This is a genomic window from Moorena sp. SIO3H5, from assembly GCF_010692395.1.
In the GTDB taxonomy this organism is placed as follows: Bacteria; Cyanobacteriota; Cyanobacteriia; order Cyanobacteriales; family Coleofasciculaceae; genus Moorena.
The window spans coordinates 1-13,844 of record NZ_JAAHHS010000043.1 but is presented as its reverse complement, the minus strand read 5'-3'; the positions used below and the strand labels follow the sequence as shown (position 1 = coordinate 13,844).

The 13,844-nt window shown below is 41.1% G+C and carries 12 protein-coding genes; 6 read left to right on the top strand and 6 right to left on the bottom strand.

Going from position 1 to position 13,844, the window contains the following annotated elements:
• Window positions 1-27: 27 nt before the first annotated feature.
• The 3 genes from F6K52_RS07585 to F6K52_RS07575 all read left to right on the top strand — a co-directional run bounded on the left by F6K52_RS07585 (window position 28) and on the right by F6K52_RS07575 (window position 6,594).
• A complete protein-coding gene (locus F6K52_RS07585) occupies window positions 28-1,248 on the top strand; it encodes a transposase (RefSeq protein WP_293075975.1) in 1,221 nt (406 codons plus the stop codon).
• Window positions 1,249-1,591: 343 nt separating this feature from the next.
• Window positions 1,592-2,650, top strand: coding sequence for a trypsin-like peptidase domain-containing protein (locus tag F6K52_RS07580; RefSeq protein ID WP_293075973.1), 1,059 nt, complete (start codon window positions 1,592-1,594; stop codon window positions 2,648-2,650).
• A 41-nt stretch (window positions 2,651-2,691) separates the two neighbouring features.
• Window positions 2,692-6,594 carry a tetratricopeptide repeat protein gene (locus tag F6K52_RS07575; RefSeq protein ID WP_293075971.1) on the top strand — a complete coding sequence of 1,301 codons (3,903 nt, stop codon included), beginning with the start codon at window positions 2,692-2,694 and terminating at the stop codon, window positions 6,592-6,594.
• Here the strand turns inward: F6K52_RS07575 and F6K52_RS07570 are convergent.
• From F6K52_RS07570 to F6K52_RS07555, 4 genes are all read right to left on the bottom strand, one after another.
• Window positions 6,591-6,770, bottom strand: a complete 180-nt coding sequence (locus F6K52_RS07570) for a hypothetical protein (RefSeq protein WP_293075969.1) — start codon at window positions 6,768-6,770, stop codon at window positions 6,591-6,593. The two genes, F6K52_RS07575 and F6K52_RS07570, sit on opposite strands and share 4 nt — an antisense overlap.
• Window positions 6,771-6,912: 142 nt before the next feature.
• Window positions 6,913-7,068 carry a hypothetical protein gene (locus tag F6K52_RS07565; RefSeq protein ID WP_293075967.1) on the bottom strand — a complete coding sequence of 52 codons (156 nt, stop codon included), beginning with the start codon at window positions 7,066-7,068 and terminating at the stop codon, window positions 6,913-6,915.
• Between the two features lie 19 nt (window positions 7,069-7,087).
• Window positions 7,088-7,714, bottom strand: a complete 627-nt coding sequence (locus F6K52_RS07560) for a hypothetical protein (RefSeq protein ID WP_293075965.1) — start codon at window positions 7,712-7,714, stop codon at window positions 7,088-7,090.
• 242 nt (window positions 7,715-7,956) lie between these two features.
• Window positions 7,957-9,465, bottom strand: coding sequence for a peptidoglycan-binding protein (locus F6K52_RS07555; protein WP_293075963.1), 1,509 nt, complete (start codon window positions 9,463-9,465; stop codon window positions 7,957-7,959).
• A 773-nt stretch (window positions 9,466-10,238) separates the two neighbouring features.
• On the opposite strand from F6K52_RS07555, the gene F6K52_RS07550 reads away from it, so the two are divergent.
• From F6K52_RS07550 to F6K52_RS07540, 3 genes are all read left to right on the top strand, one after another.
• Window positions 10,239-11,114, top strand: a complete 876-nt coding sequence (locus tag F6K52_RS07550; RefSeq protein WP_293075961.1) for an ABC transporter ATP-binding protein — start codon at window positions 10,239-10,241, stop codon at window positions 11,112-11,114.
• A 15-nt stretch (window positions 11,115-11,129) separates the two neighbouring features.
• Entirely contained in the window at window positions 11,130-11,603 is a 474-nt protein-coding gene (gene scpB / locus F6K52_RS07545; RefSeq protein WP_293075959.1) for an SMC-Scp complex subunit ScpB, read from the top strand.
• Between the two features lie 170 nt (window positions 11,604-11,773).
• The gene (locus tag F6K52_RS07540) at window positions 11,774-12,154 is read left to right on the top strand and encodes a DUF760 domain-containing protein (RefSeq protein ID WP_293075956.1); all 381 of its coding nucleotides are present in this window, start codon (window positions 11,774-11,776) and stop codon (window positions 12,152-12,154) included.
• Window positions 12,155-12,696: 542 nt separating this feature from the next.
• On the opposite strand, the gene F6K52_RS07535 is transcribed toward F6K52_RS07540, so the two are convergent.
• Entirely contained in the window at window positions 12,697-13,320 is a 624-nt protein-coding gene (locus tag F6K52_RS07535) for an exopolysaccharide biosynthesis protein (protein WP_293075954.1), read from the bottom strand.
• Between the two features lie 78 nt (window positions 13,321-13,398).
• Window positions 13,399-13,844: DUF928 domain-containing protein (locus F6K52_RS07530; RefSeq protein WP_293075949.1), on the bottom strand; the 446-nt coding region annotated here is incomplete at its 5' end.

Sequence of the window (13,844 nt, the reverse complement as noted above, 5' to 3'; positions counted from 1 at the left end):
TAGGTCGAAAAACAAGAGATTGCAATTATGAGATCAGCTTATCAGTACCGGTTAAGATTAACAAAAGAACAGGAATTAAAAGTTGAAAGATGGCTCGATATGCTCCGACATCAATACAACTACTTACTTGCCGACAGATTTAACTGGTATGAACAAAATCGCTGCTCTGTCAACTCCTGTCCTCTTGTCTGTCATCTCCCGGATCTAAGAAACAATCCCGACTATTTTTACCAAAAAAGAACTCTACCTCAGTTAAAGAAGAATAGACCCTGGTACGGAGAACTTCATGCTCACGTATTGCAGGATTGCGTGAAAAGAGTAGACCTTGCTTTCAAGCGATTCCTAAAAGGGGACGGCAACGGTAAAAAGAGTGGGAGACCTCGATTTAAAGGAAACAATAGATATAAATCCTTTACATTTCCCTCTCTTAGTAAAAACCCTGTAAATGGTAATATTTTGACTCTCCCAAAGTTTGGGAAGGTCAAAATGATTTATCACCGACCTATTCCAGAAGGTTTTAAGATCAAGACAGCTACTATCACTCGAAAGGCTGACGGGTACTATGTGACATTATCCATTCAAGATGATACTGTCCCAAATATTATCCCAGTAGATAGTGTTTCTAATCCTATTGGGATAGACATGGGTCTCAAGTCTTTTCTAATCAGATCTGATGGTTCAGAGGTACCAATTCCTCAGTATTATCGAAAAGCTCAAAAGCGACTAAAGAAAATTCAAAAAGCTGTCAGCAGGTCGAAGAAGGGTAGTAATAATAGAAAGAAGGTTGTAACTAAATTAGGAAAAGCTCACAAAAAGGTAGCTGACACTCGAAAAGACTTTCATTTTAAAACTGCGAAAGGCTTGCTAGACAATCATGATCTAATTGCTCACGAAAAGTTAAATATCAAAGGTTTGGCCAAAACTAGGATGGCTAAATCTATACTGGACGCTGGGTGGGGTCAGTTCCTGTCGATACTATCAAACAAAGCCGAGAATGCTGGTTTGATTACAGTTGCAGTAAACCCTAGAAATACCAGTCAAAATTGTTCTAAGTGCGGAACAAAAGTACCTAAAAAGTTGAAAGATCGCATCCATGCTTGTCCTAAGTGTGGATACACAAAAGACCGCGACGTGAATGCGGCGATCAACATTCTAAATTTGGCGGTGGGGCATCCCGTCAGTAGTAAAGCTTGCCGAGCAACCGAAGGGATACCTGGTGTTGGCAAGAAGCCCGCGTTGTCGCGTTAGGGCAGCGTCGGGAGTATGTCACTATGGGATGTGGTTGGGTTTGTTGTTTTGCGTCTGCTACATAGTATTTCCATTTGAGTTGTGAACAAAATTGCTTAAAGATAGGCAATAGGCAATAGGCAAGAGGCAAGATTTAATCAACAATATAGGGATTTTGACTCATGTAAAAAACTGTAATCCTTGTTTCCAATTCATTTAAAAATACTAGATATCCCTCTTCTAAGAAACAGAAATAGTTCTTTACATCAATAGGGAATGCGATTGACCTACGGTCACCCTAAGCGATAGCATTCCTCGAAACCTTGTGTAAAACTGGAACAAAGCAATTACGGACTAGTAGATCATGATCAATTGGGACACTGAAGAGCGTAAGCAACTAATCACCCTACTTAAAGATATACCAGAGTTAGCAAATGAAAGATCACGTCTACAAATTCTGGAATCGGCTGGACTGAAGCAGTTAGCACCCATGATTGATCTCTCAGGTGCTTCCTTTATCGCAGTCAGTGAAATTATTAGGTATTTATCCAATTATGGGCGTTTAACCTATGACCACGAATCACTAGGGCTATTTTTGAATACCCTAAAGGGCTTTGTAGGGATTCAGCAGCAAGAGTTCCTGGATGGATTACTGACAAAGTACAACATGATGACTCCGATCGCCAAACTCCCTGATATTCCTCAGTGGAAGGGCGGAGAAACCACAGCAGATGTTCTTGAAAAGATTATTGGTGAGAATACCCTACGCCCTATTGCCTTTTTACAACGAGGACTAGAGATAGCTCGAACGGTTGCTTATATTGGAGTCCAGTCTGGTCATGAGCGTTGGTCCGGTACAGGCTTTTTGGTTGCTGAAGATTTATTGCTCACCAACAATCATGTTTTGCCTAGTGTAGACTTATTACCAAATTCTATCTTTCGCTTTAACTACGAAGAGGACTTTCAGGGGCACGCTCAGCCCAGTGAAGAATATCAGGCAAAGCCTAGTGGATTGTTCCATACCAATCAGGATTTAGACTATACTCTAGTTCAACTCGATGGGAAACCAGGACAAAAATGGGGATGGTTGCCGTTAAAGCCCAGCAACGTCAAGCGCAGGGATCGAGTGAACATCATCCAGCATCCCGCAGGGCGACCCAAAGAAATTTCTTTCCAAAACAATTTTGTTGAGTACGTAGGGGGTAATGTAGTCCAATATGTCACCTCCACATTGAACGGTTCTTCTGGAGCGCCAGTGCTAAACAATGGATGGCAGGTGGTTGCTCTCCACCATGCAGGAGGTGATATCCCTGAACCTACAACCGAGCGGCGTTATTTTAGAAATGAAGGCATACTAGTAGATAGAATTTTGCCTAATTTACCTCCGGAGCTAGGAAAATTAATAAATATAGCAGCCAGTTAGAACTTTTTAGTGCCCACTCTAGTCACTAGTAACCATTAACAATGACTCTGAAATCTGAACTGTTGACCTTTTTGTCGGGAATACCAAATACTCAAACAGTTCGGGAACGTCAGGCATTTTTAGCTACTGTTGGACTCGATCGTTTAGATCGTCAAATTGCCTGTGATGGAATTCAACGGGTCTTCTTCAATGAATTACTTAAACAGTTATGCTCTGAAGGGCAAACAAGTCTGGTTGATTTTTTAAGGAAGATCGTCGAGAGTGATTGGATAGGGCAAGATGACAGACAGAAGTGTAGTACTTTTGCGGACAAGATTCAAACTTTAACCACTGAGGAATGGCAAAGAGAGTTTCGGGGATCTACTGATAATAATGCTTCATCCCTTCGCCTCTTTGGATTACCGCAGAAAGATACACCAAAATTCACTGGACGTGAAGATGAGCTAAGGCGGCTAGAAGAGGTGCTACTTTCCCAGGAAGATCACAAAGGCAGGATTGTGGTAATCACGGGAACAGGAGGCATGGGTAAATCTACCTTAGCGTCTCACTTTGCCACCATCCATGACCAGGAATTTTCCGAGGGAGTGGTTACTGTTCGAGTGAATTACAAAGACCAAGACAGTAAGAAGTACGTAAACAAGGACTTAGATAGCATCGCAAAGGAGTTTGCATCGCTGATTAACCAGCGCATCGAAGATGAGGATTACAGAGAACCTAAGCAGATTATGCAAACCTTGTTTGCCCCAAGGGATATGCTACTGATTTTCGATAGTGCGGAAGAAGCAAGTATCGAGGATCTACTTCCAGAGGGCAACAATTGTGCTGTGATTGTCACTACCCGGAATCAGGCTCTACCTTCTTTTTTAGATGTGGCAGAAGATCAGACGATTAGGCTGCGATCGCTACCGGAAAAGGATGCTTTAAAATTACTAGGAAAAATGCTGGATCTGGAGCTGGATGAAGAATCCAAGAGCAATACAAAATTAGCCGCACAGCGAATAACGAAAATTGTTGGGAGATTACCATTAGCACTCCGAATAGTAGGTGCAGCATTACGAGGACAACGCGACTCTTTGGACGACTATGCCCAGGCTCTAGAAGAAGAGAAAGATAAACTCTTGGAAGAACTCAAAACAAAAGATAATGAAAACCTTGATGTCGAGACTTCATTAAAATTTAGCTTAAATTTTCTTTCAGAGGATGAAAAGAATTGTTTTGCCTGTTTAAGCGTGTGTGCAGCGGAAGGTTTTACTAAAGAAACAGCGATAGTAACAGCAGGATTACAGAAGAATCTACAAGCTCAGCGTAAATTGAGGCGGATTTATAATTTGTCCTTATTGGATTATGTAGATACGGGAGAAAACCGTTATGTGCTGCATCCGTTAGTACGAGTATATGCAATGGCTCTGGCTCACGAGCGAAGGTTACTAGCTACAGCACAAGAACGCCATGCTAAATTTTTTGTGGAATCGTTAAAGACTAAAGATTTAAAAGATGAAAAGGTAGTAGATGAAGCTGCTGCAGATTTGGATGATATGCTCTTAGCTGCCGAGTGGTTGCAAAAGCAGGAGGCTGAAACAGAGCAGATAAAATGGGAAAACTACGAATTTGTCTTACAGCTACAGCGATCCTTTGAAAAGCATGGCTACTGGAACAAGGCAATTGCTTTGACAAAAAGATTTCAATCTTGGGCACAACAAGTCGGAGATTGGAACGCAGTGGTTAAATATAAAATGCATCAGGCTCGCAACTGGTCTTTTGCAAAAGAATTTGAAGAAGCTAAAAAAATCTTGAAATCTGCCCAGAGTTATCTACCAAAGATTGAAAAATTAGAGACTCGTAAGGAGCGCGAAGCTAAGGTACTGAATGTCTTGGGTGGCGTCTACCAAAAACAAGGTAATCTGGAATTAGCCATTGAAACTTTTAATAAACAAATTGATATTGATGAAACAATTGATAATGATCGATCAAGAGCCATTACACTGAATCGTTTAGGGAGATTGCTCCAGGAAGACGACAAATTAGAGGAAGCAGAGCAGGCTTTTGAAAAAGGAATTAAAATCGCCAAAGCTATCAAAGACCAATATCAGCTTGCTAATGGACGGATAAGTTTATACAAACTCCATCTACAACAAGGCAATATAAAAATAGAAGAAGTTAAAGGGCGATGGAGGTGGGCGATTCTTATTATTCAACATTCAGGAGAGCTTCGGAGAGCTGCAACTAGTGCAATGACTTTAGGAGGAGAACTGTATAAGCGGGGATATTTAAGTGAAGCCTTGAAAATTTTCCTAATTGCCGCAGACCTTCATAAAAGTTTCAATAGTGATGGGTTAGTTTCAACTCTAAGAGATTTAGCTAAGGCTTTATCTAATAAAAAAAGTTTTGAAGAAGCATTAGAAGCAATAAATGCAGCAATTAAAATATGTTTGAATACTGACAATCAAAAAAATCATAAAAAACTGGCTACCCTTTATAATATTCGAGGAAAAATTCTGCAAGAAAAAGGTAGGCAAGCAAAAGGGAAAGCACAAGGTAATTTGAATGAAGCACAGCAAGCCTTTGAACAACAAATTAAAATCGCCAAAGACACCAATGACCAAAAACAGCTTGCTATTGGATTGCCATTTTTATTCAAAAATAAATTCAAACAAGAAAAAGAAAAAGAGGCATTTAAAATTTTAAATGAAGCAATCGATCTAAGTGATGATATAAATCCTAAAGACTATGCAAGCATGTTGTTTAGGTTGGCTGATTTCTTAAAAGAATCTAAAAAATTCATTAAATCTTGGGAGGTTTTTAAATTATTAGAAAATTACCATGAACATCTTGAAAGTAATACATTAATCTATTCTATTCGTAAGTTAGCTAACAAGTTATATAATCAACAAAATGATGAAGAAGCATTACAGGCAACCCGCTTAGCAATCAACATTTCTATAAAGACGAGCAATCACAAGCAATTGGAAGAGGTTATAGATATTCATAAGTTAAAAAACTATTATACAGAAAATGATATTCACAAAATTCTTAGCGATAGTTTGGACCTAGCAGACAACCTTGGGAATGAACGAGGGAAAGCAATTATAGCCATTAGCTTAGGACAATATGAAGAAGCATTACAGTCAACCCGCTCAGCAATCAACATTTATATAAAGACGAGCAATCACAAGGAATTGGAAGAGGTTATGGATATTCATAAGTTAAAAAAATATTATACGGAAAATGATATTCACGAAATTCTTAGCGATAGTTTTGACCTAGCAGACAACCTTGGTAATCAACTAGGGGAAGCAATGATAACCAATAGCTTCGGACAATTCGAAGCTCATCAAGAAGGAGAAGAAAACTTTAAGCGTTCACAAATGTACTTCCGTCGCAGTATCCAATTGTGCGAAGAACTTAACGATCAACCACATCTCGCGAAGGTTCATACAGCAATGGGCCAGGCATTGATAGATCACGGATATTTTGAAAAGGCTGTTGAAGCATTATCAAAAGGCTTTGAAATTGATGAAAGCTTATCCAATATTCGCGGTTTAAAAATTGTTACCCGTAATCTAATTGATGCTCTATTTAGTTTGGAAAAAGGAGAAGAAGCATTAGCCTATTGTGATCGAGCACTGGAAATCGCCCCAAATTATTTAGGGTTTCTACAATTACGTGACCAAATTCAGACAGCGATTTCAAAAGGCATTCATGTAAGGTTAATCAAAATTGGTCGAATTCGATACATCCGGCATAATCCAGACAACTCACGCTCGGGGCGAATTGCACCTGATGATGGCAGTTCAGACATTACGTTTAATGAGAAATACATTGGTTCGTATTCTGCATCTCAGCTTACTCAAGGCGCTTTAGTTGAAGTTGAAGTAAACGAAAGATATGGGAAGCTGTATGCAAAACAAGTCAGAGTTATTGAAGAGGAAGAAGAAGAAGGTTAAAGTTGCGAAGTATTGTTAGTGGAGATGTAAATATAGCAATTATACGACTTGTGAGGTACAAATTTCTGGTTTTTAGGGAGCAGGGAGCAGGGAGCAGGGAGCAGGGAGCAGGGAGCAGGGAAGAGGGAACAGGGAAAAGAGAAGAGGGAAAAGGACAAAAATTTTGTGTACCTCACTAGGATTAAAACTGCTATAAACAAAGGATTGATCAAAAAAAGCGATGGAGCAAGGTCTTGGAGAGCCAGCTGCTCCCGACACCTCGCAGACTTTCCCCTCTTATATCATGTCAGGATAATTACCCTGTCTTGATGCAGTCGCTCATGGGGAGGGGCTGTGTGCGGAACCTGCGTCCGCACCTTGTAAGCCCCGTGGAAACCCCCAAGACCGCCCTGCATCGCTTAATAAAAACCTCCCCCATCTCCCCATCTCTCCATCTCTCCATCTCCCCATCTCCCCATCTCCCCATCTCCCCATCTCCCCACACCTCTCCCTCTTAATTGTCTCCCCCTACTGGATTCTTATCAATCGACCGTTTCTGATTATATTCCTCAATCAATTCAGAAAGATTAGCATTTTTTTCCTTCAGAAGCTGCAGGTACTCTTCTTCCATAGCATTGGTAAGTTCAAGATTTCTCATATCTATCGCTAAATTAATCTTAAACTCAGAAAATTTGTTATGAAACGCTGCTGCATTATCATAGCTTTCCGAAGGGTTAGTTGTGGCACTTATGGTGCCGAATAATGTCCCTAATACACTAATAAAAAATATAAAAAACTTGACGATATTTTCGGCTTGATCAGCAGTAAAAAATTCTTGAAGAAACGAGACCAATAAGTCATTACCTGCCGTAATACCTCCGATAGCTGCTAAAAAAATAGGGATAGTATATTGCAGAACAAAGAAAAGGGACAAAAGAAACTTTGAAAAAGAAATTTGAAAGTCACATCGTCTTTGGATATCCAAGAAAATCTTGTAGTAGTTAGACGAGAAGATATACTTTTTTTCTTTAGGTTTTTGTACCCACACGGCTTTCAATTTTTGTCTCAACCCGACCCTAAAAAACCCAAGCATAAAACGTTTCTGGCCATGATATAATATCAAGTCCGGTTGAATAATCATGATATCCCTTCTGGCGTACAATCCAGAGACTACTTGGGAAATAATTAACCGGACTTGATATAACTACTTACATTTACTTGGACTTGAGACAGTAACCGGACACTTACGGTGAAGATTGATCAAACTGGCTATAGCAATTCTGATCACAAGTGAAGTACACAGGATTTTTTCCTGCTCCCTGCTCCCTGCTCCCTACTCCCTAAAATCAAGGACCAAAGTACTTCACCCAATTGACACTATATTCAAACCAATTCACCCATCACCGCTCTGCGCAAAATCTCTGTCACTTCTGTTGCTATTCTGGCATCAAGTTCCACCGCTTCACGATTGAAATCTCTTGGATCAAGCACTTTTGCTCCCCGTAGCGCCATACTGAAGGTAATTAATTTACCTGGCTTGAGGGAATCGTCAAGACTAGGCTTAACTAATTTCACTAGGGCGACATAAACCGCTTCGGTTCTCTTCCTGATACTGGTAACTCCGTTGCCGAGTTTTGAGATAATCACGGTTGAATCAATCACATTCAACAAACCCAACTCTTTAATAGCTAAATCAATTAACCGAGCTGGATCGTTCCCCATTGCTCTGATAATACTTTCGAGACTATCCCACTTAACTCCTGGTAGCTGGCATGGTTCCGGTATGTAATTATGCCAACCCACCATTGAGATCATCCGATTTAAATCATAAGCGGATATAGTATTACTTTCCCATTGAGGGGGTTCAGGGTCAGCAGTTAGAATTATGCTTTTGGTTGTGCTACCAAACAACTGGGGGTACTCGATAAAGGGTTTTTCCCCATATCTGCCACGGAAAATCAGGCTATCATTGCCTGTAATCTGCTTAAGCCAATTTTCCAAGTCCATTTGGGGAGCAAAGCGCTTTAACATTGCCCCTAAGCAATTAGAACTTGCTGTATTGTAGTTATAACTTATCACATCTGTGATTAAATCAGAGACAGGAATATCCCTTTGATTTCCAGCTCGGTCTGTGCCTCGAATTGTACACTTATCAAGATCGTCATTAGGAGATTTGCTATTAAGGCGAGACACTAGATTAATAATGGGGATAATCTTAGTACCACTCCAGAATTCGTCATTACTTAGGGCATTTCGTCCCAACCATTTCACCTTGAACTCTTGCTCTACAAAACTACCAACACAGATACAAGCTTCTTTGATGTCTTGATGGAGAAACTCTAACCCTTGCTGATCAATCTCTGGAAGTTGCCCCAGAATTGGATAAGGACTGAAAGTCTGATCCGCTTTAATTCCAGACACTAGATGTTTACCATCGGGTTTCTGGGTCAGGCGGGAGGGATAATCTTTAATTTGCTGTTTGTATGGTGAATTATCAATACCGATATATAATAGTTTGGGATTCTCTTTAGCATCTTTTTCAGCAGCTTGGAGGTATTTTTGGTAAACGTTATCTTTGCTATAGTTATCCATAGTGATTAAAACTTCAGTATCGCCAATGTCTAAATTCCACAGCACTGAATCCTCGGTGCTTTTGAGCAGTTGCTGATCACAAAATACTTTAAAAAAAATGTCTGGTCGTTGGTCAGAGAACAGTTCTTGAAAATAGGATTCATCGAATTCCATTCCAAAGCTGCCATGGTCATCAGTGATGGCGCTACCCACCAAGTTGTTGACAATAAGGTCTTTATCCCATGCTTCAACCCGTAATCCTGAAACGAAGCCACTGGTGTTTGGATCGATTACCCGACCTGAAATCCGAAATATTGCCATACTCAATTCTACTATTAAAGTCAATAACGGTAGCTGATAACTAATAGAGTAACCAAAGGAACAGCCCCGTCAGCCGTCAGCCGTCAGCCGTCAGCCGTCAGCCGTCAGCTAAAAGCTCACGCTACTTGAAGTGCCGTCAGCTGACGTAACAGAGATTAAACCAAGCGATGCAGCGCGGTCTTGGGAAGGCAGCGCGGTCTTGGGGGTCTCCCCCATGAGCGACTGCCGTGGTTTCCCCCATTAGCGACTGCATCAAGACATGGTTACTTGTTTTCTTCAAAATATGTTCGCGCAGCGTGCGCGTAGCGCATAAGCTGATAGCTGATACGCGACACGCGCTATAGCTTACACAGCCCCTATTTGTTTTAACCTACAAATTGATTATTTGTCTATCTATAATAATACTTAATTTTAATAATTTTAAAGTAAAAATACAAAAAAAAACTATGTTAATTACATGACCGTTAATATGGATGAATACAACTGTAGCAGTGATATTTGTGGGTAAATTTGCGATTACTGCTGTTTTTATTCACGGAATAATAGCGTTGATCGCAGTTATGAGGTACAGTATTATTTGACTTTGATTCCCTGTGAGGTGCGCTTTACTATTTCCTATTATCTGTTACCTGTTCCCTAAAATCCCGAAATTATGTACGTCATAGCTATGATAATTGCTATCTATCGACATGATATAATTTCCTTCTAACCTGTGGTGTACAAGCAGGTTACCTTAAGCCTATTGACTCAATCGGATACATACTAAGGAATCTATGCCCCCAGCTGTTTCTCTCCAGAACATCTACAAAATCTACGATAAGGTCCCAGTAGTCAATGACCTCTCCTTTACCATTGAATCAGGAGAGATATTTGGTTTGCTTGGTCCGAATGGTGCTGGTAAATCCACGACAATTCGGATGCTAACTACGTTATCTGAACCGACCAAGGGTCAAATTAAGGTAGCGGGTTACGACGTTGTGGAAGAAAAAGAGCAGGTCAAGGAAAATATTGGTGTGGTCTTGCAGCAAACTAGCGTGGATATTGACCTGACTGTCTGGGAAAATATGGAACTCCACGCACGGCTGCATCACATTGCCAATCCTGGGCGTAAGCGGCTGATTAATCAGTGGTTAGAGTATGTAGAGCTAATAGACCGACGGGATAGTTTAGTGAAAACTCTGTCTGGGGGAATGAAGCGTCGGTTGCAAATTGCTAGAGCGCTGTTACATCAACCGAAGATTCTGTTTTTGGATGAGCCTACAGTAGGATTAGACCCCCAAACCCGCCGTCGCCTGTGGGAAATTATTCGGGATTTGAATCGCCAAGGTATGACGATATTGCTAACTACCCACTATATGGAAGAAGTGGAGTTTTTATGCGATCGCTATGGCGCTGGCAAGCCAGGAAGGATCGGTATCATGGATTCTGGTAAACTAATCGAATTAGGTACATTTGAACAGTTGCGCCACCAACATGGGGAAGGATTACTGATCAAACAACTCTCAGAACGCTTTGAATACAAATTTTTTCCGACTCTGGAACTTGCGAGTGGCTATCTCGAAAGTTTACCCGATAAAACTGGTGTGATGGTTCGTCCCTCCAACTTGGAAGATATCTTTGTTGAACTGACAGGACGCCAATTGGATTAGAAGCGAATTAAAACAATGCCTCGTCTAGCTACCCAAATTGAAGCGATTCTATACTTGAAGGGACAGCCCGTCTCTATAGAGGAAATCTCAGAGTATGCCCAATGCGATCGCGAAAAAGTGGCGGATGGCTTGATTGAACTGATGGCAGACTATGCCCACCGGGACAGTGCTTTAGAAGTTGTGGAAACCCCTGCTGGGTATAGCTTACAGTTACGAGCCACGTTTAGTAAATTACTGCAAAACTTAATTCCCGCTGAATTGGGCACAGGTGCTTTGAGGACTTTAGCTGCGATCGCCCTTAAAGGTCCGATTACTCAAGCTGACCTAGTCAACCTTCGTGGTAGTGGAGCGTATCAACATATCCAGGAACTGGTCGAGCTCGATTTTGTCCAGAAACGTAGACAAACTGAGGGGCGCTCCTACTGGTTACAAGTTACCGAAAAATTTCATCAACACTTTGAAGTTCAGCAGCTACTGCCACCCCAATAGAAGCTATGCTAAGGGTTTCAATAACTTAAAGAAATCTTGAAGTAAGGTTTTTTCCTCAGAATTTCTACCGAAAAAACTTAGATTTATCCCCGAAAGCTGATTCAGTTTATCTCACAATCGTTTAGAGTATAGAAAAGTCGAGATGAAGCAGGTTAAACCTAAAATTCCTAATGGTATTCAACCCCGATTTTCTAAGTTCCCCAGGAGCAGAGCCTCAACCGAACCAACTGCTGCAATACCTCCAGAATCAACCTTCTGATGTTTTAGCAAGGATTGCAAAGTCTGCTAGCCCTGAAATCCAACAAATCATCTCTCAGAACGTTCAGGGGCTAGTAGGGATGCTGCCATCAGAAAACTTTAATGTTCAAATCACCACTGATCGGGAAAATTTAGCTGGATTGCTGGCTTCAGCCATGATGACTGGTTATTTTCTCCGTCAAATGGAACAGCGTATGGTTCTTGAAGACAACTTAACCGACTCCACTCCCTTACGTCCTCAGAAGCGGCCCAGTGAAAAGCTTAGGGATTCCCCAAAGCCAACTGAGTCATAATAGATGTCCTCTGGTTTAATACCTACGCTCGTTAGGTAGATACCAGTGAATGGCACTATGTTCAGAATGATTAACTTCGGAAAAACACTAAATGCAATAGGTTAAAGGGATTATACTATAACAATCTATTTTCCCTTTTTCCTTTTTAGACCCACGTCGAGATGGAGCGGATGGGAGTATTAACCCATATAAAGGTAAAGCGTGCATGGTCAAATTTAACTATTTCAGATACTATCATCTCCGGTAGCATCAATAGTGTCAGATCTTGTAAATCTTTGAGTAATAAGTCCTGAGTAAATGGTAATTGTGATTAGCCATTACTATTTACTCATTACCGATTGCTCATTACCGATTACTTATTACCGATTATCGATTAGACCTAGCAGCCTTAGTAGTTTTATTATACTGTTTGGGTCAATTAATCTAACCTGATCCTATTTTACCTTGCCCGAAGTTACCGACAACTGGGGCGAAGTTTGTTACCGATTAGTGATTACCCTAACCTAAAGAAAACCTTAGGCGCGGAGTGGGTGGGAATAACTTCAACGACCCAACCAAATCTTAATCTGGTCAACTAGACTTGTGCCACCAAACCATAGAGCAAACATAATTGAGATGGAGAGGCTTGCTCCGATCAGGCACACCACTAAACCGGCTAGGCTAATTGCGCCATCATCTTCAGTTAAGCCAAAACCAGTTATAAAAATTCCCATCGCTGGAACGGTATTTGTCCCTGGAATCGGAATCATCATCGAAATTGACATTAATGCGATCGCACTCCCCATAAATATCCGACCAGGCAAACTGGTACAAATATAGCTTAGGCGAGGACGGGTAACTGCTTCAATTCGCCGCAACCAAGGGAGTCCTATTTTCAGAAAACCCTGCACGGTTTCCAATTTCATTTTCCCATTCATCATCTTATTGGGTAGCCAGGGGCGTTTAGCACCAACGATGAGCTGAATAGCCAACAAGAAGATCACAATCGCAAAGGGAATCGAATAACCCGGTGCTGGAACGGGCAAAGCAGAAGGTAGAGATAGGATAACAAATAGAAACCCAAAGATACGTTCTCCCGCTAGGGTTAAAATATCTGCCAGCCTTACCTGAGGCTCTCGCTCTTCCTCAAAAAAATAGCGCTGTAGTTCTACAGAGAGTCTAGCCATTCAGTAGTGATTAGTTATAAAAGTTAATATACTAATATATACTAATCTTTCTAGCACTTACCCTGACATTAATTAAGATTAATTGCTAGCTGTGCAGCAATTGACAAATGGTTTGTTAGCGATCGCTTCTAACCCCACTGATTTGATCAGATCTACCCATGCTTGGGGCTCGGAATCCCGTAACTGGGCGATAGTACTCAGAGTTTCTTGCCAAATCAGAGCATCAGCATATAGTTTTGCTTGTTCTAAGGTATTTTGCTCCTGCTCTAGATTAAGCGCTAATTCTGGACTAAGTTCAGTGCGCTCTAGAATTCCTTGAACCCAATGATCTCGGCTACGTTCTTGAGGATCGCAAACGAGTACGAAAAACCACTTGTATTGCTTACCCATGGTCAGAGGTACAGTTTCCGGTACGTTTAGTTGCACAATACCGTTCGTGTTATCTAGGGTCAAGGTGGTCAGGTAAACCTCTTGATTCTGGTCATCAATTAACACAAATTCTGCTTCGGAGGCTGTAGTTTTGA